The sequence below is a fragment of the Cupriavidus sp. SZY C1 genome (assembly GCF_032190535.1).
Lineage (GTDB): Bacteria > Pseudomonadota > Gammaproteobacteria > Burkholderiales > Burkholderiaceae > Cupriavidus > Cupriavidus pauculus_C.
The window spans coordinates 66,424-92,217 of the sequence record NZ_JAUANU010000015.1; the positions used below are offsets into that span (position 1 = coordinate 66,424).

At 68.3% G+C, this 25,794-nt stretch carries 20 protein-coding genes; 8 read left to right on the top strand and 12 right to left on the bottom strand.

Features of this window, described 5'->3' with window-relative positions; all coding sequences use genetic code 11:
* Positions 1–2: 2 nt before the first annotated feature.
* Positions 3–866, bottom strand: coding sequence for a branched-chain amino acid ABC transporter permease (locus tag QTN24_RS20910; protein ID WP_124685465.1), 864 nt, complete (start codon positions 864–866; stop codon positions 3–5).
* A 313-nt stretch (positions 867–1,179) separates the two neighbouring features.
* Between QTN24_RS20910 and QTN24_RS20915 the strand changes: the two genes are divergently transcribed.
* The 3 genes from QTN24_RS20915 to QTN24_RS20925 are packed head-to-tail and all read left to right on the top strand — an operon-like array spanning position 1,180 to position 3,887.
* On the top strand, positions 1,180–2,022 hold the full coding sequence (locus tag QTN24_RS20915; protein ID WP_313839498.1) for an IclR family transcriptional regulator: 843 nt from the start codon (positions 1,180–1,182) through the stop codon (positions 2,020–2,022).
* A 30-nt stretch (positions 2,023–2,052) separates the two neighbouring features.
* Positions 2,053–2,865, top strand: coding sequence for an SDR family oxidoreductase (locus QTN24_RS20920; protein WP_124685463.1), 813 nt, complete (start codon positions 2,053–2,055; stop codon positions 2,863–2,865).
* 35 nt (positions 2,866–2,900) lie between these two features.
* On the top strand, positions 2,901–3,887 hold the full coding sequence (locus QTN24_RS20925) for a tripartite tricarboxylate transporter substrate binding protein (RefSeq protein WP_313839501.1): 987 nt from the start codon (positions 2,901–2,903) through the stop codon (positions 3,885–3,887).
* Positions 3,888–3,913: 26 nt separating this feature from the next.
* Here QTN24_RS20925 and QTN24_RS20930 read toward each other — a convergent pair whose 3' ends face one another.
* The gene (locus QTN24_RS20930; protein WP_172966139.1) at positions 3,914–4,621 is read right to left on the bottom strand and encodes a transcriptional regulator; all 708 of its coding nucleotides are present in this window, start codon (positions 4,619–4,621) and stop codon (positions 3,914–3,916) included.
* A 670-nt stretch (positions 4,622–5,291) separates the two neighbouring features.
* On the opposite strand from QTN24_RS20930, the gene QTN24_RS20935 reads away from it, so the two are divergent.
* Together QTN24_RS20935 and QTN24_RS20940 are read left to right on the top strand one after the other, a co-directional pair.
* Positions 5,292–7,988, top strand: coding sequence for a glycosyl hydrolase family 18 protein (locus tag QTN24_RS20935; protein ID WP_313839504.1), 2,697 nt, complete (start codon positions 5,292–5,294; stop codon positions 7,986–7,988).
* A gap of 123 nt (positions 7,989–8,111) precedes the next feature.
* Entirely contained in the window at positions 8,112–8,330 is a 219-nt protein-coding gene (locus QTN24_RS20940) for a hypothetical protein (RefSeq protein ID WP_313839506.1), read from the top strand.
* 12 nt (positions 8,331–8,342) lie between these two features.
* Here QTN24_RS20940 and QTN24_RS20945 read toward each other — a convergent pair whose 3' ends face one another.
* From QTN24_RS20945 to QTN24_RS20960, 4 genes are all read right to left on the bottom strand, one after another.
* A complete protein-coding gene (locus QTN24_RS20945) occupies positions 8,343–9,692 on the bottom strand; it encodes an MFS transporter (protein WP_313839508.1) in 1,350 nt (449 codons plus the stop codon).
* Between the two features lie 130 nt (positions 9,693–9,822).
* Positions 9,823–13,221, bottom strand: a complete 3,399-nt coding sequence (locus tag QTN24_RS20950) for an ATP-binding protein (RefSeq protein WP_313839510.1) — start codon at positions 13,219–13,221, stop codon at positions 9,823–9,825.
* Between the two features lie 6 nt (positions 13,222–13,227).
* Positions 13,228–13,872, bottom strand: coding sequence for a response regulator transcription factor (locus QTN24_RS20955; RefSeq protein WP_124685456.1), 645 nt, complete (start codon positions 13,870–13,872; stop codon positions 13,228–13,230).
* Positions 13,873–14,191: 319 nt separating this feature from the next.
* A complete protein-coding gene (locus tag QTN24_RS20960) occupies positions 14,192–15,007 on the bottom strand; it encodes a hypothetical protein (protein ID WP_313839512.1) in 816 nt (271 codons plus the stop codon).
* Between the two features lie 437 nt (positions 15,008–15,444).
* Between QTN24_RS20960 and QTN24_RS20965 the strand changes: the two genes are divergently transcribed.
* A complete protein-coding gene (locus QTN24_RS20965) occupies positions 15,445–15,696 on the top strand; it encodes a hypothetical protein (protein ID WP_124685455.1) in 252 nt (83 codons plus the stop codon).
* A gap of 33 nt (positions 15,697–15,729) precedes the next feature.
* Here QTN24_RS20965 and QTN24_RS20970 read toward each other — a convergent pair whose 3' ends face one another.
* From QTN24_RS20970 to QTN24_RS20990, 5 genes are all read right to left on the bottom strand, one after another.
* Positions 15,730–16,173 carry a BLUF domain-containing protein gene (locus QTN24_RS20970; protein ID WP_124685454.1) on the bottom strand — a complete coding sequence of 148 codons (444 nt, stop codon included), beginning with the start codon at positions 16,171–16,173 and terminating at the stop codon, positions 15,730–15,732.
* A 28-nt stretch (positions 16,174–16,201) separates the two neighbouring features.
* On the bottom strand, positions 16,202–16,924 hold the full coding sequence (gene folE, locus QTN24_RS20975; RefSeq protein WP_124685453.1) for a GTP cyclohydrolase I: 723 nt from the start codon (positions 16,922–16,924) through the stop codon (positions 16,202–16,204).
* Between the two features lie 77 nt (positions 16,925–17,001).
* Positions 17,002–18,270, bottom strand: coding sequence for an arsenic transporter (locus QTN24_RS20980; RefSeq protein WP_313839516.1), 1,269 nt, complete (start codon positions 18,268–18,270; stop codon positions 17,002–17,004).
* An 8-nt stretch (positions 18,271–18,278) separates the two neighbouring features.
* Positions 18,279–20,330, bottom strand: a complete 2,052-nt coding sequence (locus tag QTN24_RS20985) for a penicillin-binding protein 1A (RefSeq protein WP_409559065.1) — start codon at positions 20,328–20,330, stop codon at positions 18,279–18,281.
* A gap of 10 nt (positions 20,331–20,340) precedes the next feature.
* Positions 20,341–21,234 carry an alpha/beta hydrolase gene (locus QTN24_RS20990; protein ID WP_124685450.1) on the bottom strand — a complete coding sequence of 298 codons (894 nt, stop codon included), beginning with the start codon at positions 21,232–21,234 and terminating at the stop codon, positions 20,341–20,343.
* Positions 21,235–21,379: 145 nt separating this feature from the next.
* Here QTN24_RS20990 and QTN24_RS20995 point away from each other — a divergent pair, with 145 nt between their 5' ends.
* A complete protein-coding gene (locus QTN24_RS20995) occupies positions 21,380–21,613 on the top strand; it encodes a hypothetical protein (protein ID WP_313839520.1) in 234 nt (77 codons plus the stop codon).
* 8 nt (positions 21,614–21,621) lie between these two features.
* On the opposite strand, the gene bglX is transcribed toward QTN24_RS20995, so the two are convergent.
* Positions 21,622–23,937: a beta-glucosidase BglX gene (bglX, locus tag QTN24_RS21000; RefSeq protein WP_313839618.1), complete on the bottom strand. Its 2,316-nt coding sequence runs from the start codon at positions 23,935–23,937 to the stop codon at positions 21,622–21,624.
* Between the two features lie 271 nt (positions 23,938–24,208).
* Between bglX and QTN24_RS21005 the strand changes: the two genes are divergently transcribed.
* Positions 24,209–25,777 (top strand): glucan biosynthesis protein G, encoded by a 1,569-nt coding sequence (locus tag QTN24_RS21005; RefSeq protein ID WP_313839522.1) that lies wholly within the window; start codon positions 24,209–24,211, stop codon positions 25,775–25,777.
* Positions 25,778–25,794: the final 17 nt, after the last annotated feature.

Below are 25,794 nucleotides of genomic sequence, written 5' to 3' on the forward strand. Positions count from 1 at the left end.
CCTCAGGCGGCCTTGCCGGCGAACAGGCCCTGCGGACGCACCGACAGGATGATCACGAGCAGCAGGAAGGCGATGATGTCCTTGTAGTCGGTGGAGATGTAGAACCCGCCGAAGCTTTCGGCCATGCCGATGATCAGCCCGCCGACGATGGCGCCGGGAATGCTGCCCATGCCGCCCAGGATGATGATGACGAACGCCTTGGTGATCACCAGGTTGCCCATGCTCGGGTACACGAGGTTGATCGGCGCGTAGAGCGTGGCGGCGATGGCGGCCAGCGCACCGGAGATGGCGAACACCAGCAGCGTGACGCGCGTGGCGTCGATGCCCACCAGCGCCGCGCCCTCGCGGTTCTGGGCCATCGCCATGATCGTGGAGCCGGTGACCGTGCGCGTGAGGAACAGGTGCAGCAGCACCATCAGGCCAAACGCGGCCACGATGATCAGCACGCGCTGCAGCGGCGCGGTGAGCCCGAAGATGTCCACCATCTGGCCGTACGGCGTGGGCATGCGGTGGAAGTCGGCGCCCCACAGCGCCTGCGCGCCGGCTTCCAGGAACAGCAGGATGCCGATGGCCGCGATCATGTCGTGGATCTCGGGCGCGTTGCGCAGCGGATGGAACACCAGCCGGTCGGCCAGCATCGACAGCACGGCCACCACGGCGGCCGCGGCCAGCATCGCCAGCCAGTAGTTCAGGCCCAGCGTGGTCATGGCGTAGTACGACACGTAGGCGCCGGCCATGTACAACGCGCCGTGCGCGAAGTTGGGCACGTGCAGGATGCCGTAGACAAGGGTCAACCCCAAGGCCACCAGGCTGTAGACGCCGCCCAGTGTCAAGCCATTGAGGAACTGCTGGAAAAACAGTGCCATGCGTTTGTCTCCTTGCGATGGTGTGCCACCGGGGCACCCGCGCTGTGTCCGACGCCGTGTCGCGTTCTCGCACGGTCGTTCTTTTTCGGCGACTTTGCATAGCGTTTCAGCGAGCGTCAAGCGATCAGACGTAGTATTCCGATACGCGAAATAGCATGCCCGCAACGGGCCGAAAACCGTCCGTGTATTCCCTGATTTCAGCGTGCAAGCTGCTGCGGGGCGGGCCAGCAGGCGCATATTTACGGGGCCTATGGCCCCTATGTTTTCCCTACATACCGGCGCTCGCCGGCATGGAAACTGATATCAATCGCTCATGAAACGCACCACCTCGATTCCGCAGCCGCTCGATGCCGCACTGGTGTCGGCGGATGTCGCGTGTCCGAACGATGCCGAGGACCGCAATTTCGTGACGGCGCTGGCGCGGGGGGTGGAATTGCTGCGTGCGTTCGGGCCCGACGACGACTTCCTGGGCAACGCCGAGTTGTCGCGTCGTACGGGTATTCCCCGACCGACCGTGTCGCGGCTGACCTACACGCTGGCCAGCCTGGGCTATCTGGTCTACGTGCCGGCGCAGGAGAAGTACCGCATCGGCCAGGGCGCGATGCTGCCGGGCCAGCGGTATCTGTCGGGTGCCGGCATCCGCCATATCGCGCAGCCGCTGATGCAGTCGCTGGCGTTCGCCACCGGTTGCACCGTGGCGCTGGCGGCGCCGGACCGGCACGACATGCTTTACCTGGAAGTCTGCCAGCCGCGTGGCGCGCTTGTGATGCGGCTGACGCCGGGGTCGCGGCTGCCGATGTCGACCTCGGCGATGGGCCGTGCGTGGCTGGCCGGGCTGCCGGCGCCGCGCCGCGTGGCGGTCATGGCCGAGCTGGAGCGCCACCACGGCGCGCGCTGGTCGGCCGTGCGGACCAAGCTGGAACGGGCGATGCGCGAACACGCGCGGCGCGGCTTCTGCGTGGCCCATGCCGAATGGGACCGCTCGGTCAGCGGCGCCGCCGCGCCCGTGCGGCTGGCCGATGGCTCCGAGGTGCTGGCGCTCAACATTGGCGGCGCATCCACGCGCCTGTCGCCCGAAGTGCTCGAAGGCAACCTGGGCCCGCGCATCCGCGAGCTGGCCGATACGCTGGCCGCGCGGCTCTGGCAGCCCGCCTGACCGATTCCGAAAACCTGCAAGGAGAGAGAGATGGAGATTCGCAACAAGACCGTGATCGTCACCGGCGGTGGCACCGGCATCGGCCGCGCACTGGTGCTGGCGTTTGCGCAGGCCGGCGCCCGTGGCGTGGCGGTGGCCGACATCGACGCGGCGGGCGCTGCACAGGTGGCCGCCGAGGCCGCCGCAGCCGCGCCGGACTGCCAGGTCTTCTCGCAGCGCGTGGATGTGGCCGATGCGGCCGCCGTGCAGGGGCTGGTCGACGTGGCCACGCAGCGCTTTGGCCAGGTGGACGTGTTCTGCTCGAACGCCGGCATCATCCTGCGCAAGGGGCTGGAAGCCTCCGCCGACGACTGGCAGCGCATCTGGGAAATCAACGTCATGGCCCACATCCACGCGGCACGGGCCGTGCTGCCGCAGATGCTGGCGCGCGGCGAGGGGTACTTCGTCAACACGGTGTCGGCGGCGGGCCTGCTGTCGCAGATCGGCTCGGCGCCGTACGCGGTGACCAAGCACGCCGCGATCGGCTTTGCCGAGTGGCTGTCGATCACCTACGGCGAGCGTGGCATCAAGGTGAGCTGCATCTGCCCGCAGGGCGTGCAGACGAAGATGCTGTTCGGCGACGATGGCGAGCGCAAGGGCTTTCTGCAGGCGGGTTCGGTCACGCCGGAGCACGTGGCCGAGAAGACGCTTGAAGGCGTGGCCAACGAAAGTTTCCTGATCCTGCCGCACCCCGAGGTGCTGGAATACTATCGCCGCAAGGGCCAGGACTACGATCGCTGGCTGCGCGGCATGCGCCGGCTGCACGAGCAGGTCACCCAGGAATTCGGCAATATCGCCGTGTAGCAGCAAATCCCACAAGAACGATTCAGGAGACAGACATGCGTGCTCGACTGTTCCGGCGCCGGCAGGTGCTGGCGATACTGGCCGCCACGGCCGCAGTGATGACGGCGCCCGTGGTGCAGGCCGCCGATGCCTACCCGTCCAAGCCGATCCGGATCGTGGTGGGCTTTCCCAGCGGCGGCGCGCCGGACATCCTGTCGCGCATCTTCTCCGAGAAGGTGTCCCTGGGCCAGCCCGTGGTGGTGGACAACAAGCCTGGCGCGGGCGGCAACATCGGCGGCGAGATCGTCGCCAAGGCCCCGCCCGACGGCTACACGCTGGCGCTGGGCACGGTCGGCACGCATTCGATCAACGGGGCGCTCTACAGCAAGATGCCCTACGACATGGTCAAGGACTTCGTGCCCGTGATCCTGCTGGCGTCCACGCCCAACGTGCTGGTCGTGCATCCGTCGGTGCAGGCCAGGAACGTGCAGGAACTGATCGCGCTGGCCAAGTCCAAGCCGGGGCAGTTGACGTTCGGCACGCCGGGCGTCGGCACGTCGCTGCACGTGGCGGGCGAGCTGTTCAACACGATGGCCGGCACGAAGATCGTGCACGTGCCGTACAAGGGCCGGGCGATGGCCATTCCGGACCTGCTCGGCGGCCATATCACGATGATGTTCGACAACCTGCCCTCGGCGCTGCCCGTGGTGAAGGAGGGCAAGCTGCGCGCGCTGGGCGTGACCAGCGCCCAGCGGTCGGCATCGGCGCCCGACATCCCCACCATCGCCGAACAGGGCCTGCCGGGCTACGACGCCACGTCGTGGTTCGCGGTCTTCGCGCCGGCCCACACGCCCAAGGACGTGGTGGCCCGGCTCAACGCCGAGCTGAACCGGATCTTCACGTTGCCGGACGTGCAGGCCAAGCTCAAGACGCTGGGGCTGGACCCGGTGCTCGGCCCGCCCGAGAAGCTGGCCGAGTACCAGCGCAGCGAGATCGCCAAGTGGGCCAAGGTGGTCAAGGACTCTGGCGCCAAGGCGGAATAGCCGGCTGGGCGGGCGGCGGCTAGCGTTCAGAAGGCGCGCGCCGCCGCGCCAGTCTGGGAACGAAAGCGGTAGCCCACCTTGGGCACCGCCGAGACGCAGCTGTCCAGGCCCAGTGGATGCAGCGCGCGCCGCAGCCGCGACACCAGCTGCGTCAGGCAGTTCTCGTCGACCATGGCCTGCGGGCCCCAGACCGCCGCGATGATCTGCTGGCGCGACATCACGGTCTCGCCATGGTCCTTCAGCACGATCAGCAGCCGTAACTCGAAGCGCGTGAGCTTGGCGATGACCCCGTTGCACGACACGATGCCCTGCGACTCGTCGATGTGCAGCGCGTCGTCGATATCGGCGAACGACACGGGCGCCGACGACGTGGAGATCGGCACCCCCAGCCGTGCCAGCACATGGGCCAGCCCGCGCGCCTGCTCGATGCCCGATTCCATCGGCTGGGCCGGCTGGACGGGCTGGGCCGCCTCGGCGGGCGGCACGGTGGTCGTGTAGGGCACGGGGATGAACCGGTACCCCTGGCGCGGCACGGTGACGATGTGGGCGTCCAGGCTGACCGGGCTCAGGGCCTTGCGCAGACGGTAGACCAATTGCACCAGGTATAGCTCGTCGACCAGCGCCGCGCGTTTTCCCCAAACGCCCTTGAGCAGGGAATCGCGGGATTTGACCGGTGCTTTTCCTTCCACCAGCAGGCGCAGCAGTTTCTTTTGCTGGCCGGTTATTTTCGCCACCACGCCGCCGCGCAAAACTCGGTCGGTGTCCCAATCGAAAAATACAGAATCGCCATTCCGGATCATTTGGATTACCCCTGTCGTCTGCGATGGACGACAAGCGTATCGACCCGCAGAAATAGCTCCCATGGAAGATATTTCTCTCGGTATCTGACCCGCACGGGTGACAGCTCAACGCCGCTCTATGCCGTATATCGCCAAATATGGAAACAATGGCGAGCATCGAATGCCCGTCTTCTTCGCGCGAATAAGGAATGGCTGTCAACGCTGACCGGTTGTCACTACATCAGGACGTGACAGGATTAAAGACGGCTGGCGCGGCATTCCGCCTGCATCATAACCCATACGGGTATGCGTTTCGGATATCGACGAGACTGTTCAATCCGATGGATTTCCCGGAATCCACGTCATCCATTTGGCGTGGTGGATCAGTGCCGATCCATATCGATTAATCGCCGGGCATTGGCGGCGGGGTGAAATGCCAAATGCCGCGCCAAATGCGGCCGGCTATTCGGATGGAATGGTTATGACCGCCGATATTCCACGTTGAATCCATGTCATTGCAGGCGGCACGGGAGAAAGATGCGTCTGGCCGCCGGTGCCGCAGTCCGGATGAGAGGGGCTCCCAGGGCGCCGGCGGCATTCAAACCATTCTGCAAGGACAGATGTCATGACAAAGAAAACGTGTGACAGCAAGGACCAACCCGCAGGCCAGGCGACGCAGGGACGCGCCGGGCTGCTTGGCCGGACGTACCGCAGCGGCGATCCGTCGGATCCGGAACCGCCGCGCACACCGCGCCGCCGCTTCAGCAACGTGCGCGCCAACCTGGGCGCCGGCCGTACGAACAGCAAGCTCGTCTACGCGGAGGATCCGGGCGATCCCGCCATCTCCGGCACGGCGGGCGCCACGGAACGCACCTACCGTCAGAACAACTTCGACCCGTCGACCGAGGTGCAGAACTACTCGTACACGTCGACGCGCGTGGCCAAGCGCGTGTACAACAAGTACGGCGCCCCGCAGCAGGGCACGGAAGTGTTCGGCTACTACACGGACTGGTCGCAGTACGACGGCCGCCTGGATGGCAATTTCACCAACAGCGCCGCCGGCCGTGGCACGGACCTGATGCTGCTGGACGCCGCCGCCTACGACCGCCTGATCATCGGCTTTGCCGGCATCGTCGGCGATCCCGGCGAGAAGCAGTACGCGATCGACGAGGCCGCGCGCCAGTTCGGCCGCAAGCTGAACGAGGCCACCTTCACCGACCCGTGGGGCGACGTGGCGTCGTACCGCAACGTCGGCTTCTCCGGCTGGGTCAGCGACGACTACAAGTGGCTGTTCGACCAGAGCCGGGCGCAGGGCATCCTGGGCGGGCTGGCCAAGCTCAAGCAGAAGAACCCGAACCTGAAGCTGTCGTTCAGCCTGGGCGGCTGGACCATGAGCGGCGGGTTCCACGCCGTGGCGGCCGACCCCACCCGGCGCCAGACGCTGATCGAAAGCATCGCCTACATCTTCGATCGCTTCCCGATGTTCACCGAGGTGGACGTTGACTGGGAATACCCGGGCATGCCGGGCGCCGGCAACCCGCACGGCCCCGAGGACGCCGCGAACTTCCAGGCGCTGGTGCGCGGCATCAAGCAGCGGCTGCCGAACGTGCGCGTCAGCATTGCCGCGGGCGCGTCGATGGACACGATGATCGCCGCCGACATCCCCGGCATGCTCGAAGCCGGCGTCGAGGGCATCAACCTGATGACCTACGACTTCTTCGGCACGCCGTGGGCGCCCGCGCTGGCGCACCACACCAACCTGTACGACTACGCCGACAGCGCCTTCAGCATCGACCGCTCGGTGAAGTACCTGCTGAGCGTGGGCGTGCCGTCGAAGAACATCTTCGTGGGCTACGCCGCGTACAGCCGCAGCGCGCGCAATGCCGTGATCGAAAGTTGGTCGCCGCTGGTCGGCACGTACAGCCCGGGTACCGGCACCACCACCGGCTCGTACGAATCGGGCGCGAGCGAGTTCTACGACATCCTGTACAACTACCTGGACCTGGAGAACCGCACCGGCATCAACGGCTTCAACCTGTACACGGACAAGGAGGCTGACGCCGACTACCTGTACAACCCCGAGTCCGGGCTGTTCCTGTCGATCGACACGCCGCGCTCGGTGCTGGAAAAAGGCCGGTACGTGCTGCAGAACAACCTCGGCGGCCTGTTCACGTGGACCATCGACATGGACAACGGCGTGCTGCTGAACGCCGCGCGTGAAGGGCTGGGCGCCCCGATCCAGAACGAAGTGATCGACATGGACCCGCTGTACTTCGAGGGCATCAACACCGAGAACATGGACACCACGGTGGCCGTGATCGAGGGCCCGACCGAAGCGTTCGAAGGCGCCACGGTGTCGTTCTCCGGCCTGCGGTCGTGGGGCGCCGAGCCGCTCACCTACAAGTGGAGCGCGTCGGGCCTGACGTTCCTGGACGGCAAGACCACGGCGGTGGTGGAAGGCACGCTGCCGCTGACCACGCGCACCTACACGGTGACGCTGACCGTGACCGACGCCGACGGCGACACGGCCACGGCCACCCAGTCGCTGGTGGTCAAGAAGAAGACGCAGGAACCGCCCACGTCGCGGATCACGGTGATGCTGGAATCGGGCACGCCGTACGCGCTGTCCGCGGAAGCATCGTTCGACCCGGACGACAACGCGCTGACCTACAGCTGGGACGCCCCGGACCTGTCGTTCGACGGCAGCACGGCCGAACTGGTGGAAGGCACCGCACCGGCGGTGACCGAGCCCACCGACTTCTGGGTCAAGCTGACCGTGAACGACGGCACGGAAACCGACCAGAGCGCGATCTTCCTGACCGTGGTGCCCGCTGAAGTGGAAGAAGGCGACGTGAAGGCCGTCATCACCGGCCGTACGCAGATCGAAAGCGGCGCGCCGATCCAGCTCTCCGCCAGCGAGTCGAGCGGCCCGCCCCCGCTGCTGTTCTCGTGGTCGGCGCCGGGCCTGTCGTTCGACGGTGCCGATTCGGTCTCGGTCAGCGCCAATGCACCGGTCGTGGACCGCGACACGATCATCGAGGTGACCCTCACCGCCACGGGCCTCGCAGGCACCGGCGACGAGGGTACCGCCACGGTGGAACTGCGCATCCTGGCCGGTGGCAGCGCGGAGACGGAAGGTACGTGGCGTGCGCAGGGTTATGCCCAAGGCTCCGAGGTGACCAACAGCTACCTGGGCCAGGGCCTGCGCAAGTATCGCGCCAAGTGGTGGGCAGAAGCCACGCAGGAGCCTGGCAACCCGCTCTACACGACCACGCTGGCCGATGGCGACAACCGCGTGTGGCTCGACCTGGGTCCGGCCTGAGTTGACCGGGAGGTCCCCAGCCGGCGGGTAAGCCGGTAGCGGTTCCGGGCAACGCGCCGTCAGGCAGGACGGCGTGTTGCCCGGTCTTTTTCATTGGGCCGGGTGCCCGGAGAGGCGCGAATCATGCTGAAGCGAACGGTGCGCGGGCTGGCCGCGCTGGCCTTGATGCTGACGGGCTGCACGGTGATTTCGGTCGAAGGCGACCACAACCGGATACGCGATGCCGGCGGACACGGCGGCGTGGCGCTGCCGGAGCGGGACGACGGCGCGGCGACGTGGCTGGAACGCCTGGAACGGATCGAGAAGGCGATGGGCATCGCCCACCGTGACGCCCAGCGCTGACGCGTGGCCGACTTACCGCCGGCGCAGCCGGCTCAGGCTGACCAGCGCGCCGACCGACGCCACGGCAGCCGCCACGTACAGCGCAGTGCGGGCCGCGCCGGCGCGGTCCAGGCTGAACAGCAGCGCCACCACGGCCGTACCCGTGGTCTGCCCCAGCAGCCGGGTCGTGGCCTGCGCGCCGCTGGCGCCGCCGCTGCGCTCGTGGGGCGTGGCGCTGATCATCGCCCGGTTGTTGGGCGACTGGAAGAACCCGAAGCCGGTGCCGCACAGCGCGGTGCGCCAGGCAATGTCCAGGCTCGACGCGTCCGGCCCGAGCATCGCCAGGCTCACGAGTCCGGCGCCCAGCATCAGCAGCCCGCCGCCGGCCAGCACACTGGCCGGATAGCGGTCGGAAAGCCGGCCCGACAGCGCGGCCATCACCGCCACCATCAGCGGCCACGGCGTGATCAGCAGGCCGGTCTCCTGCAGGCTGCGCCCCAACTGGTATTCGAGATAGAACGGCAACGCCACGAACGCCAGCATCTGGGTCATGAACGAGCAGAACGACGTGGCAACGGCCAGCGTGAATGCGCGGCTGGCGAACAGGTCCACCGGCACCAGCGGGGCGGCCTGGCCCTGCTGGCGGCGCACCAGGACCCAGCCCAGCCCCAGGGCCAGCACCAGCCCGCAACCGCCGGCAATGCGCAGCGGTGCGTGGCCCAGCGCGTCGACGCCCAGGATGAACATGCCGATGACCACGGCGGACAGCACCGCGCTCGGATAGTCGAATGCGCGCGGCTGCGGCGGCGTCTCGGGCAGCGCCCGGCGCGCCAGCGTCAGCGCGAACAGCGCCACGGGCACGTTCACCGCAAACAGCCACGGCCAGCTGGCAATGCCCAGGATCAGCGCGCCCAGCGACGGCCCCACGGCAATCGTCACCCCCACCACCAGTGCGTTCAGCCCGATGCCGCGCCCGAGGCGCGTTGGCGGGTAGATGACCCGTACCAGCGCGGTGTTGACGCTCATGATGCCGGCCCCGCCGATGCCCTGGATCACCCGCGCCGCCACCAGCATCGGCAGGTTGACCGAGATTGCGCAGAGCAGCGACCCAACCAGGAACGTGGCCAGCCCCACGCGATACACGCGCTTGTAGCCGAGGATGTCGCCAAGCGAGGACAGCGGCAGCAGGCAGACCGTGACGGTCAGTTGATAGGCGTTGACGACCCAGATCGTCCGCGCCGGGTCGCTTTGGAGTTCCCGGGAGATGGACGGCAGGGCGATGTTGGCGATCGATCCGTCCAGCACGGCCATGATCAGGCCGCAAAACACAGTCAGGATGGCCCAGGTACGCTGGGGGCGCGGAAGACCTTGATGGGACTGCATGGAGGCGGGTCGGGCGGCTTGCGCTGTTCTTGGAAAGCCCGGACCCCGCGGAAGATGACAATTCTGTCAGGATCGGACGCGCCATTATCGTCCGGCGCGCCGCCCTGTGCAAATGCGTGGCGCATCCGCGCTACGGTGCCGCAGCCGCCGGCACCCCGCCACCGGCCGGATCGCCGGCGCCGTCCTGCTGGAACGCCAGCACGGCCGCGTGCAGCGCGCCGCCGGCCTCCGCGATGGCTTCCGACCAGCCCTGCTCCTGCTCGCACAGCGCCTCCACGGCCCGGCACAGCGCCACGGTGTCGTGCTCCGCGACGATCAGGAACGCGCCCGCCGAGCGGTGCGCCCAATGCTGCAGCGCCACCGGATCGTGCCGCAGCAGGATGTCGGCCAGCTCCGGCTCGTCGGCCAGCAGATGCTGGCGCAGGATGCCCCGGTAGCGGGCCAGTTCGGCGGGCGGGATCGGCGGGTCATCGTCGACGGGGTCGGCGTAGTCGGCAAGGTCGGGGGATTCCACCGGGGCCGGGATGGCCTGCAGCGCCTGTTCCAGCGCCTTGAGCGACGCGGGTTTGGCGACATGCCCGGCGAACCCGCGAGCGCGCCAGTCCTCGGCCTGATCGCTGGTCGTCACGGCGCTGAACGCCAGCACCGGCAGCGACGGATGCGCGGCCCGTATCGCGCCCAGCAGCGCATAGCCATCCATCACCGGCATGTGGATGTCGGTCAGCACGGCGTCGAACCGGGCGTGCTCCAGCGTCGACAGCGCCTGCCGGCCATCGCCGACGACCACCGGGTCCCAGCCCAGCGTGTCGAGCTGTTCCGCCACCAGCATCTGGTTCAGCACGTTGTCCTCGGCCACCAGGATGCTGCGGCGGGGCAGGGCGGGATCGCGGGCGGGCGCCACCGGCGCGGCGTCCGCCGCCGTCAGGGCCGGTGCCGCCTCGTCGTTCAGCGCCGCGAGGGTGCCGGCCAGGATCGCGTCATGGCTGAACGTCGACACCTCGTAGACGCCGTCGCCGCGCGCCGCGGGTTGTTCCGGGCCGTCGCGCGTCACCCAGACCACGTTGGCCGGATGCTGCCGACGCAGCGTGTCGAGCGTGTCGCGTCCGTACTCGCCCGTGACCACGAGGATGTGGGGCCGGTTGGCGCGCAGCCATGCCTGCGCGGCGTCGAGCCGGTGGAACGTATCGACCCGCCAGCCCGCGCGCTCCAGCCACGCCTGCAGCACGGTGCCAGATTCGGTTTCCTGGCACAGCACCATCGCGCGCGTGCCCCGCGCCACCGGCTCGGGCGCCGGCAGCGCCGCGGCGGCGGCCCCCAGCGGCACGGCCATCGTGAACGCGGTACCCACGCCTTCCACGCTCTCCACGGTGATATGCCCGTTCATCAGCTCCGTCAGCCGCGCGCAGATCGACAGGCCCAGGCCCGTGCCGCCATAGCGCGCCGACGTACTGGCCTCGCCCTGCACGAACGGGTGGAAGATGCGCGCCACCAGCGCCGGCGGCATGCCGATGCCGGAATCGCGCACGCGGCAGACCAGCACGCTGCGCTCCTGCGTGTCCGTGGTCATCTCGGCGCTCAGCGTGATCTTGCCGCACGACGTGAACTTGAACGCGTTGCTGAGCAGGTTGTTGACGATCTGCGCGATGCGCGTGCGGTCTCCCACCACCATCGTGTCCAGCGACGGCGACAGATGCACGTAGAAGCGCACCGGCTTGTCCTGCACCATCGGCGCGTACGACATCGCCAGGCTTTCCAGGTCGGCGATGGGCCGGAACGGCTCGTTGACCAGCTTCATCTCGCCGGCATCGATCTTCGAGAAATCGAGGATGTCATTGACGATGCGCTGCAGTCCTTCTGACGCCACCTGCAGCGCCCGCAGCCGCGCCGCATGGGGTGCCAGGCCGTCGGCGCGCGTCAGCAGTTCGATATTGCCCAGCAGCGCGTTCAGCGGCGTGCGGATCTCGTGGCTCATCGACGCAAAGAAGTTCGACCGTGCCCGCATCATCGACTCGGCCGTCTCACGCGCCGTGCGTAGCTGCGATTCGAGCTGGTGCTGCGCCGTGATGTCCTGGACGGCGCAGAACAGCACCGCCTCGTCCCGGTACGTGGCCGGGGCGCAGGTCACCTGCAGGAACTGGGTGGCCGATTCGGCCGGCGCGAACGCAGCGGGCACGGTCACCTGCGTGATCGACGCCGCCGGCTGCCTGTCCGCCGGCGCGCGGCGCCGCAGCGCATCCATGATGTGGGCCGGCATGCGCGCGCCCTGGCCGTGGCCCAGCAACTGGTCGGCCACCGCGTTCGACGTCAGGATCGATTCGTCCTGCTGCCGCACGATGCACAGGCCCACCGGCGTGGCACTGACCAGGATATGGCTGATCGTCTCGCTTTCCAGCGCCCGCGCGGCTTCGGCGTGGCTGCGCCGCAGCAGGTGGATGTCCCAGTAGCGCGCCGTCAGCACGATGCCGGCGATCAGCAGCAGCCCCGCGCCCAGGATCACGGCCAGTTCCGTGGCAATCGATCCGAACAGCGTGCCATAGGGCAGGAAATAGACGAGGGAGCCGAAGTCCGGCTTGAGCGGCTGCACGAGCAGCAGGCCGTCGCGGGTCAGCGCGGGCGCGTCCGATGTCGAGTCGCCCGCATGTTGCAGCACACGCGCCGCCACGGCGGGCTTCACGGTCGGCGAGACGTCGATGATGGCGTTGTCGCGGTTCCGCAGCCACAGGACGGCAGGCATGTCCGGCCGTTCCAGACTTGCCAGGAACGACGCGGCGGGCAGGCTGACGGCGGCCAGCGGCAGCGCACCGGTCGCGCCGGCCCGCGCGCCCAGCACGGCGATCACGGCGGGCCCGTGTACGGTGGGGTCGTCGACCGGACCGACCCAGCGCGGACCGGCATCGGCGCTGCCCGACTGGCCGGCGTGCCGCACCAGGCTGTCGCGCAAGGCGGCTACCTCGCCGGCCTGCGGCTGTTGCGCTGCCGGAAAGCCGGACGGCGACAGCAGGATCGCGTACGCCCCGCCGGGATCGACGACATAGGCGCGCTGGTCGAGCTGGAACGCCATCTGCGTCGTCAGCGTGGCCGTGGCGATCTGCTGGAGCTGCCAGACCTTGCGCGGCAGCGCGTCGCCCCATTCGCGGCGCGTGGCCTCGGGCACCAGCAGCACGTACCGGCCATCGGCCGACCGCGCCGAGCCCGACTGCCGCACCTGCGCCAGCAGGGCCGCGTCCGGCGGCGCGTCGACGCTGGCGCCCAGGTAGTAGTCGATCGTCAGCGCCGTGCGGCGCAGGAACGACGCCTGGCTCTGTAACTGCAACGAAATCGTGCTGACGTACTGCGCGATCTGCCCGCGCCGGACGTCGAGGTGCCGCGCCGCCGCCAGCCCGGCCAGCAGCAGGCCGGACACGATGACGATGGCGATCAGCAGGCCGACCGTGGCGTAGTAGAGGTGCTGCTGGCGGCGGGCGTTGCGGGCGAGGGAGGCAAAGGCTTGCGCAAGGGATTCCTGCGTGCGGTCGAGAATCTGCTGCATGGCGCGTCAGATCAGTCCGTTCTCGTAGGCGTAGCGGATCAGGTCCGTATTGGTCTGCACGTTGAGCTTGCGCATTGCCACGGTCTTCTGGCTGGAGATCGTGCTGACCGACCGGCCCAGCTTGTTGGCAATCTCGCTGAGCTGGAAGCCTTGCGCGTACAGGCGCACCACCTCCAGTTCGCGCAGCGTCAGTTCGGTATTGGGGGCGGCGGAGGCCACGCCGTCCAGCACGGCGCGGATGGAGGGAGAGTAGAAGTTGCCGTGGCTGACCGTTACATGGATGCAGGCGCGGACGATCTCGTCGAGGTCGTCTTCCTTGCTGACGAAGGCGCGGGCGCCGAGCTTCATGGCGCGCACGATGACGCCGGGATTGTTCTGCGCGCTGACGATCACGATGCGCGTATCGGGGTAGAGCCGCGTCAGCCGGCGCAGCAGGTTGAAGCCGTCAAGCGAGGCATCGCCGTGCCCCATGCTGAAATCGGTGACCGCGACATCCACCGGATTCTGGGCCAGCGCGCCAATCAGTTCGCTGCCGTTCGTGCATTCGCATTTGACCTGGAAGCCCGGTGTGCGCTGAAGGCAGTCGCGCAGGGCTGTGACGACGAGCGGATGGTCGTCCGCCAGTGCGACCCGGATGGTTTTTGCAGGCATGCCTCGGTGTCCTTTTCGCAGACAAGGTGGCGCACCCGCCGGCGCGCAACCTGAGTTCGTGCTTTCGCAAGCATAGGAATAACTCCATCTCGAAGACGCGCACGATCACGCGATGCGAACGATTGAGCGCGCAGTATTCGATGGAGCCGGAGAAGCTATCGTGGATATCGTTGAAACAGCGTAAATCTACGAGTAAAACCCCGTGACGGAACGATAGCGTATTGGCAGCAAATCGAGCCGTGCATCGGATCTGTCGCATTCTGATGTTTCAGCGACGCGAGAGAAATCGCAATTCAACTAGTTTTCGCCGATGCGTGCGTCACAGGATCGGTTCCTGCAAATGCCGCGACTGCTTGGCCAGCGAATCGGTCAGCCCGCGGTACTGCGGCAGGACGCGGCTGACGCGTTCGATAAAGCCGGCGCAGCGCTGCGAGCGCACCGGCGCGCTGGGCCGCACCAGCATCGCGGCCGGATGCGACATGGCCGGATGCTTGGCCAGCGCGTCGGGCAGGCGGTCCAGCCCGCGCAGGCGCATCAGCATCAGCAGCTCGATTGGCATGGTCTGTTCGACGGGATGATCGAAATCAAAAAGCGACTCGTCGCTATCGCGGCTGGTCTGCATCAGATGACGGTCGGCCAGCTCGAAAGCCAGCGGCATGAACACGTCGTCCGGGGCCTGCCATTGTTCGACGATGCGCGCCAGCAGCGCATCGCACTTGTGGAACACGGTCTGGGGCACTGTCACGTCGAGCGCCTGGCCGGCCACGCCGACGATCATCCCGGTCATGCCGCCGAGCGGGTGGGGCGCGGCGCCCTCGGCATCGACGCCGAACCAGGACTTCAGCGCGAACGCCGCAAGGTCCTGCCAGTCCAGCGCGAGCAGCATCGCCAGTTGCAGCGACATGTCGCGCTCGTAGGTCTGCCGGCGGGTCGGGCCGCTCCATTGTTCCTTGTGCAGCGCCAGGGCATGGGTGCCGGCCAGCGACTCCACGACGCCAAGCTGCAGCGACAGCCAGTTCGGCGCGGGACAGGTCTCCGTCCGGTTCAGTTCGATCGCGCGCCACTGCCGCAGCCGGCCCAGCCAGAACATCGCGCGCGCCGCGCGCGGCACCGGCACGGCGGCCGGCGTGGTCATGAAGACTGTGAGCGTGTCCCGGTACATCCCATGCAGGGCATCCGCCTGCGCCTGCGCCGTATGGAAGAGGCTCTGACGCCGTTGCTCGCCTTCAATTTCGTGAGTGGTCTTCTTCCGCATTTGTCGTGCCCGTGAGGATGGAGATAGGGAATGTCGACACTACGAGTGGAGGCAAATCGGGTCTATCGGCATTTGTTTAAATTCACCGCAAACCGTGCGGCCGCCGTCCACCATGGGTCACGAACTCGACAGATTTCCGGCCGGCCCGGAGCCGCCCGACGGCGGAATTTAAGGAAACGGTTAGGTGGAAAAGCCCCGGCCGAAGTGGCGCCGACGGAGCAATACATCCGGTGGCCGCAGGGTCTTTCGCAGTGCGTCACGGCCACGCGCGAAAAGTGGCATGCTGGGGCCGGCGGAACCCGGAGCGGAGGTGTGCCATGACGATGCGTCGATTCGAGGAGTTTCCCCCCGAGGAACAGCAGGACGTCGAGGCCGTGTTCAGGCAGGTGGGGATGGCGATGCAGGAGTTCGAGATTTCCGATGCCAATGGCAGTGCCGCCCGCCAGGTGACGGTGCGCCGACAGCGCACCGGCGCGGAGAGCGTCTACGACGCCGGCCCGGGCACGTCGTGGATCGAGGAATTCGAAAGCGACCTGGAATGCGGCCTGTTCGGCCAGCTCTCGCAGTAGGACGCGCTGGGCGCCGCGCGGCAAGCGGCGGGGTCAGCCCCGCCCGCGCTCGTGGCTGCGGCCCACGATCGACGCACCCGCGATCAATTCCTGCAACAGCGCCAGCGACGCCGCGCCGGGCATCCGGTACGGGTCGAGTTCGCCCTGCGCCGAATACTTGAGCAGCGTGGCCGCGTTGATCTTGCCGGCGTTGACGCGGCCCATCGACCACCCGGAGAACGCACGCTCGGCGATCTCCTCGTAGTGCAGCAGCACCACGTCATGGTGGCGGGCGTCCTGGCCGATGTTCAGGTAGAGCCGCGACACCGCCTCGCGGCTGCCCTCCAGCGCCTGCAGGAAGATGCTGTTGCTGTGGCACAGCACGCCGGTCACGCCGTGGCGCGGGTTGTTGGCCAGGCTGGTTTCGAGGATGGCATCCAGCACGTCGGCGCTCAGGGGCTCCCTGGCGCGGCTGGCGTAGAGCAGGCGAACTAGCATCGGTCGGCCTCTTGCGGTTCCGGGCGGGTCAGCGCCGGTTCAGGTTCAGCAGCGTCAGGAATTCCCGGCGCAGCTTGTCGTCCTTCAGGAACGAGCCGCGCATCACGCTGTTGGTCATCTTGGCGTCGGTGTCGCGCACGCCACGCCAGTGCATGCAGAAGTGCTCGGCCTCCATCACGATGGCCAGCCCGTCCGGGTTCATCTTTTCCTGGAGCAGATCCGCCACCTGGGCCACGGCTTCTTCCTGGATCTGCGGGCGGCACATCACCCACTCGGCCAGCCGCGCGTACTTGGACAGGCCGATAAGGTTCGAATGCCGGTTCGGCATCACGCCCACCCAGAGGCTGCCGATGATCGGGCACAGGTGGTGCGAGCACGCGCTGCGCACGCGGATCGGGCCGACGATCATCAGCTCGTTGAGCTGCTCGACGTTTGGAAATTCGGTGACCTGCGGCGCCTTGGCATAGCGGCCCGCAAAAATTTCCTTGAGGTACATCTTGGCCACGCGGCGCGCGGTCTCGCGCGTGTTGTGGTCCTGGTCGACGTCGATCACCAGCGTGCGCAGCACTTCCTCCATGCGGGCTTCCACCTCGGCCTGCAGGGCGTCCAGTTCGCCGTGCTCGATATGGCGGGCGATATTGTCGTTGGCGTGGAAGCGTTCGCCGGAGGCGGCGATGCGGGCGCGGATGCGGTCCGATACGGGCGTCGGGGTGGCGGGCCTGGCCCCGTCGGGGTGTTCCTTGTGTGACATGTGCGGCGCCGATGGTCAGGCGGATAGGGCGCTCGGTGCGCGGTGCTTCACTATAAGCGAAAACGGTGCGCCGGGGCTCAGCGCAGCACGGCCAGCGCGGGCAGCAGCGCCAGCGGCATCACGATGGCGCCGGTCTTCAGGAACGTGCCGGCGCCAATGGCATGGCCCTCGCGGCGCAGCGCGGTCAGCCACAGCAGCGTGGCCAGCGACCCCGTGACCGACAGGTTCGGGCCAAGGTCCACGCCGATCAGCACCGCCGCCGTCACCGTGTCCGACGCATGGCCGGCGGCCAGCGCCGACGCCGCGAACAGCCCGGCCGGCAGGTTGTTGACGATGTTGCTGACCACGCCCACCAGCGCGCCCGCCACGCCGGCGCCCAGCACGGCGTCGGTGCCGTGCCGGGCCGACAGTTCGCGCACCCAGTGCGCGAGTTGATCGGTCAAGCCGGTCTGCGCCAGGCCGGCCACCAGCACGAACAGGCCGGCGACCATCGGCAGCACGCCCCACGACACCTCGGCCAGCGCCGGGCGCAGCAGGCGGGGCTGCGTGGCGCAGACGGCCAGCAGCGTCGCCGCGCCGCCCAGGAACGTGGGCCAGCCCAGATCGCGGCCCAGCAGCGACGCGGTCAGCAGCGCCACGCCGGTCAGCACGATGCCGGCGGCCGTCAGCCACGCCTGAGCGGACAGCGGCGGGGTCTCGACGTCCTGGGCAATCGGCTCGTCCAGCGCCTTGCGCTGCGTCCAGTACAGCGCCAGGAACGTCATGACGATGGCGACGACCGACGGCAGCGTGAAGCGCGCCAGCCAGCTCATCAGCGGCGGCATGCGCTCGCCGAACAGCACGAGGTTGGCCGGGTTCGAGATCGGCAGCACGAAGCTGGCGGCATTGGCGATGAACGCGCAGGCGTAGAGGTAGGGCAGCGGATGCCGCACGCGCGCCGCGCGCGTGGCGGCCAGCACGGCCGGCGTGAGCACCACGGCGGTGGCGTCGTTCGACATGAACGCGGTCACCGCGATGCCAAAGCCGTAGACCAGCACGAACAGCCGCCGGGCCGACCCCCGCGCGCTGCGCACGGCCAGCGCGGCCACGTGGTCGAACAGGCCGGTCTTCCGCGCCAACTCGGAGATCAGCATCATGCCGGCCAGGAACAGGTAGACGTCGTTGCCGCGCGCCACGGCTTGCAGCGCGTCGCGCCACGGCAGCAGGCCGGCCACGCACAGCAGGACGGCGCCCGCCATGGCCCAGAACGGCTCGGGCAGGCGGAACGGGCGGAACAGCACGCCGGCGGTGGTCAGCGCGGCAACCGCCCAGATCATCGGTGTGGCGTACGCGGCCGATGCGGTCATGACAGCCTTCAGAGAGCAGGTGCGAGCGGAGCGCTGGCGGCCGCCGGTGCGCCGAGCGCGGCCGGCGTGGGCGTGGCGAGGGACGGAGCGCCGGGCATCGCGCCCGTGGCAGGCATGTCCGGCACCGCAGGCGGCGGCGGGAAGCCGAGCGAGGCCAGGCCGTGCGACCCGTCGGCATTCTCGGCATAGGCCCAGTCGTTGTTCATCCGCGCCAGTTGCGGCGGCGCCGGAAAGTCGGCCGTCGGCACGCCGGCGAGGCGGCCTTCCATGTAGGCGGCCCAGATCGGCAGCGCGGTGGTGGCGCCGAATTCGCGGCGGCCCAGGCTGAGGTTGTCGTCGTAGCCCATCCAGGCCACCGTGACCACCTGTCCGGCGTAGCCCGCGAACCAGCCGTCGACCGAATCGTTGGTGGTGCCGGTCTTGCCCGCCACGTCGTCGCGCCGCAGGTAGCGGCGCACGCCGGCGCCGGTGCCTTCGTCCACCACGCTCTGGAGCAGGCTGTTCATGACGAACGCATTGCGCGCCGAAATCACGCGCGGCGGTTCGGCGGTATCGGCGGCGAACAGCACGTTGCCGTCGCCGTCGGTGATTTTTTCGATCAGGTAGGGCTCGATGCGGTGGCCCTGGTTGGCGAACACGCCATAGGCGGCGGCCAGACGCAGCGGCGACGTGGTGCCGGTGCCCAGCGCCATCGGCAGGTACGGCGGCAGCTTGCGGGCCGAGAAGCCGAACTTGCCCGCGAAATCGATCGCGTACGAGATGCCGATGGCCTGCAGCGTCCGGATGGCCGGCAGGTTGCGCGACTCGGCCAGCGCCTCGCGCATGGTGATCGGCCCGACAAAGCGCCCGTCGTCGTTCGACGGCTGCCAGCGTGGCGAGTTTTCGAGCGGCGCGTCGTTGATCAGCGTGCCCGGCGAGATGCCGCGCTCCAGCGCCGCCGAGTAGATGAACGGCTTGAACGTCGAGCCCGGCTGGCGCTGCGCCTGCGTGGCGTGGTTGAAGCGGCTGGTGGCAAAGTCGGTGCCGCCGACCATCGCCTCGATGGCCCCGGTGCGGGCGTCCAGCGAGACCAGCGCGGCCTGCGGCATCGGCACCGTGGCGGCCTTGCCGGCGCCATGGCGCTTGCCGTAGCGCTCGATGCCGGCGCGCACGGCGTCGTAGGCCATGGTCTGGTGCATCGCCGAGACCGTGGTGTAGACGTTCAGGCCGCGCGTGTAGGCGTCGTCGCCAAAGCGGTCATGCGCGAGCTGGCGCGCCAGTTCCGCCACGTACCCGGCGTGGCCGTCGAAGCGGCCGTTGGCGTCGCGGTTGACCACGATCTGCGCGTTGCGCGCGTCGCGGTACTCGTCCTGCGTGATCATGCCCAGCGCCAGCATGCGGCCCAGCACGTACTCCTGCCGGCGCTTGGCGCGCGGCAGGTTGACCATCGGGTTCATCGTGGAGGGCGCCTTGGGCAGGCCGGCCAGCATGGCCGTCTCGGCCAGCGACAGCCGCGCCAGCGGCTTGCCGAAGTAGGTCTGCGCGGCGCTGCCGAAGCCGTACGCGTGCTCGCCCAGGTACACCTGGTTCATGTACAGCTCCAGGATGCGGTCCTTGGACAGCGAGCGGTCGATCTGGAACGCCAGCAGAATCTCGTACCACTTGCGCGCCAGCGTCTTCTCGCGCGACAGGTAGAAGTTGCGCGCCACCTGCATCGTGATCGTGGACGCGCCCTGTGCGTAGCCTTCGCCGATATTGGCCAGCGCGGCCCGGACCAGCCCCGCCACGTCGACGCCGACGTGGTGGTAGAACTGGTCGTCCTCGGCCGCCAGCAGCGCGTCGGACATCCGTTTGGGCATCTGCTCGATCGGGATGAACTCGCGGTGCTCGGTGCCGAATTCGCCGATCTGCACGTCGTCGCGCGTGAAGATGCGCAGCGGCACCTGGGGGCGATAGTCGCGCAGCGCGTCGACCGGGGGCAGTTGCCGCAGGCTGACCAGCGCGGCGAAACCGGCCACCAGCACGCCGGCGGCAGCCAGCGCCGCCGTGACGCCCGCCGCCTTGACTACGATTCTTTTCATGGCGCGCATTCTACCGCGCGGCGGAAAGCGGCAACGGCATGCCGGTATCGGTCAGGTCGGCCGGCGGCGGCTGGGGCACCCGCTGCGGTGGCTGATGCGGCACACCCTGGGCAAACTCGCAGAGCGCCACCCAGGTTTCGGGCCGCTCGACGATCGTGTAGTGGTCGGTGCCGGCGATGGTCTGCACGGCCACCGGGCCCGGCCAGGCGGCCATCAGGCGCTCCGAGCACTCGTGCGGCACCACGTCGTCGATCTCGGCCAGCAGCACCTTCGTGCTCTGCACCACCTTCTTGCAGTGGGAAATCGAATCGAAATGGTGGCGCATGAGCTGGCGCAGCGGCACCAGCGGAAAGCGCTTGCGCACGATTTCCAGCAGCGAGTCGTAGGGGGTGATGAGCTGCAGGCTCTCGAAATCCTGCAGGTCGGCAAGCTGGATCGCCACGCCGGTGCCCAGCGAGCGGCCCACCACGTGCACCCGCACGCCCGGAAACGCGCGGCGGATATGCAGCAGGAACTGGCTGGCGTCGGCCACGGCGGCGGCCTCCGACGGCATGCCGTCGGAATGGCCCAGCCCGCGGTAGTCGAACGTGGCGAAGCCCATGCCGGCCGGCAGCCATTTCATGAACTGCAGCGTGTCCAGCACGTCCTCGCCGCGTCCGGGCAGGTAGAACAGCAGGTCGCGCACGCCCTCGTGGTCGGCGTGGTAGGTGTAGCCGCGGAACAGCCCGCCCGGCACGGGGTGCGAGTAGGCGTCGATGCCTTCGGGCAGGTCGCGGGGTGGGCGGCGGCGCGCGTCGAACAGCAGCCGCTCCTGGTTGACGGCGAGATAGGTCCAGTAGCAGGCGAAGCCGCCGGCGGTCAGCAGCGACGCGGCCAGCGTTCTGCGCAGAAACGACGATGACATGGGGGCGTGAAGGAGGTCATGGGCGCGGACGGTCATGCGCGTCCAGCGTACCCGAAATTCCGGCAATGCGGCGTTGGACCCGGCCGGCCGCAAGTTCTTGTACGATATGCCGCATATCGAACCAAGGCCGCCGGGGGGCTGTTGCATGAACGACGAACAGAAACGCGCTGAAGAGGCGCAGGCGATGGAGCGCGTGGTCAACGCCACGCGCCAGGTGCAGGTGGCATTCACCGCGCTGCAAGGCCAGTATCCGCCGCAGGGTAGCGACAAGCCGTCGAAGATCGCGCTGCAGACCTTCGACGCCGCGCTCCAGGCGCTGGAAGACGCCCAGGCGGCGTTCGACGAGGTGCTGAACGACCTGCTGGACGGCAATCGCTGAGGCGCGGGTCACTCCAGCGTGAACCTTGCCTCCTTCACCGTCGCGGAGTCGAGCCCGACCTGGACGTTGAAGTCGCCGGGCTCGGCCACGTAGTCGAGCCGGGCGTCGTAGAACTTGAGCATCGCCTCGTCGATCGGGAATTCGACCACCCGCGATTCGCCCGGCGCCAGCATGACCTTGCGGAAGCCCTTGAGCTCCTTGAGCGGGCGCACCGTGGACGCCATCACGTCCTGCACGTAGAGCTGCACCACGGTCTCGCCCGCGCGGTCGCCGGTGTTGCGCACGGTCACGCTGGCGGTCAGGCGGCCGTTGCGGGCCAGCTTGCCGGCCGACAGGCGGATGTCCGACAGGCTGAACGTCGTGTAGCTCAGGCCGTAGCCGAACGGGTAGAGCGGTCCGTATTCTTCCTCGAAGTACTGCGACGTGTAGTTGGGCGCCTTGCCCGGCGTGAACGGCCGGCCGATGCGCGGCGCGTTGTAGTACGTCGGGATCTGGCCGAGCGAGCGCGGGAACGTGATCGGCAGCTTGCCGGACGGGTTGGCGTCGCCGAACAGCAGGTCGGCGATGGCGTGCCCGCCCTCGGTGCCGGGGTACCACGCTTCCAGGATCGCGTCGGCGTTTTCCTTCTCCCAGTTGATCGTCAGCGGGCGGCCGTTCATCAGCACCACCACCAGCGGCTTGCCGGTGGTCTTGAGCGCCTTGAGCAGCGTGAGCTGGCTGCCGGTCAGCCCCAGGCTGGAGCGGCTGGACGCCTCGTGCGACATGCCGCGCGTCTCGCCCACGGCCACCACGATCGTGTCGGCGCCGCGCGCCACGCGTACCGCTTCCTCGATCATGTCGCCGGCCGGGCGCTTGTCCTGCACCACTTCGGGGTTGTCCCAGTTCAGGAAGTTCAGGTAGCCCACCACGCGCGGGTCGTCGGTGATATTGGCGCCGCGCGCGTAGACGACCTGGCCCTTGCCGGCCAGCGCGTCGCGCATGCCCTGCAGCAGCGTGACCGACTGTTTGGCCACGCCCGCCGCCGACCAGCTTCCCATCATGTCGATCTGCGCATCGGCCAGCGGGCCGATCACGGCCACGGTGCCGGCCTTCTTCAGCGGCAGCGTGCGGTTGCGGTTTTCCAGCAGGACCATCGACTTGCGCGCGGCGTCGCGGGCCTCGGCGCGGTGCAGGCGGCTGTCGGCGTTGACGTCGGCCGGGTCGGTCCGCGCGGTGCCGATGCGGCGGAACGGGTCATGGAACAGGCCCATGTCGTACTTGGCGCCCAGCACCTCGCGCACGGCGTCGTCGAGCAGCGCCATCGGCACCGCGCCGGACTTGACCAGCGTGGGCAGCTGCTCCAGGTAGCGCGTGTCGGCCATGCTCATGTCGACGCCGGCCTCGATGGCCCGCTGCGCGGCCTCGCGGCCGTTGCTGGCCACGCCGTGGCGCAGCAGTTCGTCGATCGCGCCGTGGTCGCTCACGGTCACGCCCTTGAAGCCCCATTCCTTGCGCAGCAGGTCGCGCAGCAGCCACTTGTTCGACGTGGCCGGCTGGCCGTTGACCGAGTTCAGCGCGATCATCACGCCGCCGGCGCCGGCATCCAGCCCGGCCCGGTAGGGCGGCAGGTAGTCGTTGTACATGCGCTGCGGGCTCATGTCGACGGTGTTGTAGTCGCGTCCGCCTTCCACGGCGCCGTACAGCGCGAAATGCTTGACGAAGGCCATCACGCTGTCCGCGTTGGCCGGCGAGCTGCCCTGAAAGCCCTTGACGCTGGCCCGCGAGCACTGCGAGACCAGGAACGGGTCTTCGCCAAAGCCCTCGGACGTGCGGCCCCAGCGCGGGTCGCGCGAGATGTCGACCATCGGCGCAAACGTGGCGTCCAGCCCGTCGGACGCGGCTTCCAGGCCAGAGATGCGCGCGGCCTGCTCCACCACGCCCATGTCCCAGCTCGATGCCAGGCCCAGGCTGATCGGGAAGATGGTGCGATGGCCGTGCACCACGTCATAGGCAAAGAAGATGGGAATCTTCAGGCGGCTACGCGTGGCGGCTTCCTGCAGCGGGCGGTTGTCCTTGCGCGTGACCGAGTTGAACGTGCCGCCCACCCGGCCGGCCGTGATTTCCTCCATCAGCTTCGCGGCCGGCATCTCGGGGCCGATGCTGATGAGCCGGAGCTGGCCCACCTTCTCGTCGAGCGTCATGCGGGCGACGAGGTCGTTGACGAACGCCTGCTTGTCGGCCAGGGCGGGCGCAGCGGTGGCGGTGGCAGTGGCGGCGGCGGGCGCGGCGCCGGCAAACAGCGGCGCGCAGGCAAGGCTGGCCGCGGCGGCCAGCAGGGAAAGCATTCGCATTGTTCGTTGTCTCGGATGGGCGCAGCGCCGGGATGTTCGCCCCGCCATGGTGCGGCAGGGCCGAATGCCCGACTGTCGCCGCGTGTCTGACAGGCGCGTCAGGCGAAATCGGTTATGTTTCTGAACTGCGCCGCAAGTTTACAGCCTTACCGTGCCGGGAATGGCTTGTTTGTGGCTTTTTCCCCATTCCAACCGCTGTCAACCTGGAGATCGCCTGGTGGTTACTGCCTTCGCCGCGCGTCGCGTCGCATCGTTTCGTAACAGGATGCAAATTGTCTTGCCGGGCCTGGCCCTGGCCGGCTGCCTGGTCGGTATCGCCCCGGCGCACGCCTTTTCCCTCGATGACGTGACGGCGCGCGCCCGCAAGCTGTCCGAGCAGCCGTACGCGGCGCCTGCCAGCAACCTGCCCCCCGTATTCGCCCAGATGCAGTTTGGCGACTACATCAAGATCCAGCCGAAGATGGAGAACGTCGAGTGGAAGGGGCAGGGCACGCCGTTCAAGCTCGGCTTCTACCACCAGGGCATGCATTTCAGCACGCCGGTGCGTATCAACGAGATCGTCGACAGCCGCGTGCAGGAGATCAGGTACGAGCCCAGCCGCTTCGACTTCGGCGACCTGAAGCTCGACAAGGCCGCCACCAACAAGCTCGGCTACGCCGGCTTTCGCGTGCTGTACCCGATCAACCGCGCCGACAAGCTCGACGAGGTCATGAGCGTGCTGGGCGCCAGCTACTTTCGCGTGATTGGCAAGGGCCAGGTGTACGGCCTGTCCGCGCGCGGGCTGGCGATCAACACCGGGCTGTCCGAGCCCGAGGAATTCCCGGCCTTCCGCGAATTCTGGATCGAGCGGCCGAAGCCCCAGGACAAGCACCTGGTGTTCTACGCGCTGCTGGACTCGCAGAGCGCCACGGGCGCCTACCGGTTCGAGCTGCGGCCCGATTCGGACGCGGTGCTCAAGGTGCAGGCGCGCGTGTTCATGCGCGGGCCGGTCAAGAAGCTGGGCATCGCGCCGCTGACCAGCATGTTCCTGTTCGGGCCGCAGCAGATGCGCGACGCCAACAACTTCCGCCCGGCGCTGCACGATTCCAATGGGCTGTCGATCCACACCGGCAGCGGCGAATGGCTCTGGCGCCCGCTGAACAACCCGCGCTACGTGGCGCTGAGCATGTTCCAGGTGGACAACCCGCGCGGCTTCGGCCTGATGCAGCGCGGCCGCGACTTCGCGCAGTATGAGGACCTGAAGGACCGCTACGACCTGCGCCCCAGCGCCTGGATCGAGCCGCAGGGCGACTGGGGCCGTGGCAAGGTGGAACTGGTGGAAATCCCCACGCCGGACGAGACCAACGACAACATCGTGTCGTTCTGGACGCCCGACCAGTTGCCGCCCAAGGGCACGCCGATCAAGGCCGACTACACGATCCACTGGACCATGGACGAGCGCGGCGTGTTCGCCAAGGACCTGGCCTGGGCGCGCCAGACGCTGCGCACGGCCGGCGAGATCACGCAGAAGAACCTGATCCGCCATCTGGACGGCAGCCTGGGCTTCGTGATCGACTTCGAGGGCGGCCCGCTGGCCAGCCTGCCGGCCAATACGCCGGTGCAGGCCCAGTTCAGCGTGGGCGACAACGCCGAGGTCATCGAGAACGTGCTGCAGCCGAACCCGGTGACCAAGGGCTACCGCGTGACGCTGCGCATCAAGGTCAAGGACCCGGGCAAGGTGGTGGAAATGCGCGAGGCGCTGGTGGTCAACGGCAAGCCGGTCAGCGAGACCTGGAGCTACCAGATCCCGCCGGGCACCGCGCACCTGCCCACGCCGACGCAGGCGGCGAAGTAACGCCGCGCCCGCCGCGC

Excerpts from the sequence above, each read along its gene's own strand:
- QTN24_RS20920 (WP_124685463.1), top strand. The coding sequence starts at position 2,053 with ATGGAGATTCGCAACAAGACCGTGATCGTCACCGGCGGTGGCACCGGC.
- QTN24_RS20915 (WP_313839498.1), top strand. The coding sequence starts at position 1,180 with ATGAAACGCACCACCTCGATTCCGCAGCCGCTCGATGCCGCACTGGTG.
- QTN24_RS20950 (WP_313839510.1), bottom strand. The coding sequence starts at position 13,221 with ATGCAGCAGATTCTCGACCGCACGCAGGAATCCCTTGCGCAAGCCTTT.
- QTN24_RS20970 (WP_124685454.1), bottom strand. The coding sequence starts at position 16,173 with ATGCTAGTTCGCCTGCTCTACGCCAGCCGCGCCAGGGAGCCCCTGAGC.
- folE (WP_124685453.1), bottom strand. The coding sequence starts at position 16,924 with ATGTCACACAAGGAACACCCCGACGGGGCCAGGCCCGCCACCCCGACG.
- QTN24_RS20985 (WP_409559065.1), bottom strand. The coding sequence starts at position 20,330 with ATGAAAAGAATCGTAGTCAAGGCGGCGGGCGTCACGGCGGCGCTGGCT.
- QTN24_RS20925 (WP_313839501.1), top strand. The coding sequence starts at position 2,901 with ATGCGTGCTCGACTGTTCCGGCGCCGGCAGGTGCTGGCGATACTGGCC.
- bglX (WP_313839618.1), bottom strand. The coding sequence starts at position 23,937 with ATGCTTTCCCTGCTGGCCGCCGCGGCCAGCCTTGCCTGCGCGCCGCTG.
- QTN24_RS20960 (WP_313839512.1), bottom strand. The coding sequence starts at position 15,007 with ATGACCACGCCGGCCGCCGTGCCGGTGCCGCGCGCGGCGCGCGCGATG.
- QTN24_RS20980 (WP_313839516.1), bottom strand. The coding sequence starts at position 18,270 with ATGACCGCATCGGCCGCGTACGCCACACCGATGATCTGGGCGGTTGCC.
- QTN24_RS20995 (WP_313839520.1), top strand. The coding sequence starts at position 21,380 with ATGAACGACGAACAGAAACGCGCTGAAGAGGCGCAGGCGATGGAGCGC.
- QTN24_RS20940 (WP_313839506.1), top strand. The coding sequence starts at position 8,112 with ATGCTGAAGCGAACGGTGCGCGGGCTGGCCGCGCTGGCCTTGATGCTG.
- QTN24_RS20965 (WP_124685455.1), top strand. The coding sequence starts at position 15,445 with ATGACGATGCGTCGATTCGAGGAGTTTCCCCCCGAGGAACAGCAGGAC.
- QTN24_RS20945 (WP_313839508.1), bottom strand. The coding sequence starts at position 9,692 with ATGCAGTCCCATCAAGGTCTTCCGCGCCCCCAGCGTACCTGGGCCATC.
- QTN24_RS20935 (WP_313839504.1), top strand. The coding sequence starts at position 5,292 with ATGACAAAGAAAACGTGTGACAGCAAGGACCAACCCGCAGGCCAGGCG.
- QTN24_RS20955 (WP_124685456.1), bottom strand. The coding sequence starts at position 13,872 with ATGCCTGCAAAAACCATCCGGGTCGCACTGGCGGACGACCATCCGCTC.
- QTN24_RS20990 (WP_124685450.1), bottom strand. The coding sequence starts at position 21,234 with ATGTCATCGTCGTTTCTGCGCAGAACGCTGGCCGCGTCGCTGCTGACC.
- QTN24_RS21005 (WP_313839522.1), top strand. The coding sequence starts at position 24,209 with ATGCAAATTGTCTTGCCGGGCCTGGCCCTGGCCGGCTGCCTGGTCGGT.
- QTN24_RS20910 (WP_124685465.1), bottom strand. The coding sequence starts at position 866 with ATGGCACTGTTTTTCCAGCAGTTCCTCAATGGCTTGACACTGGGCGGC.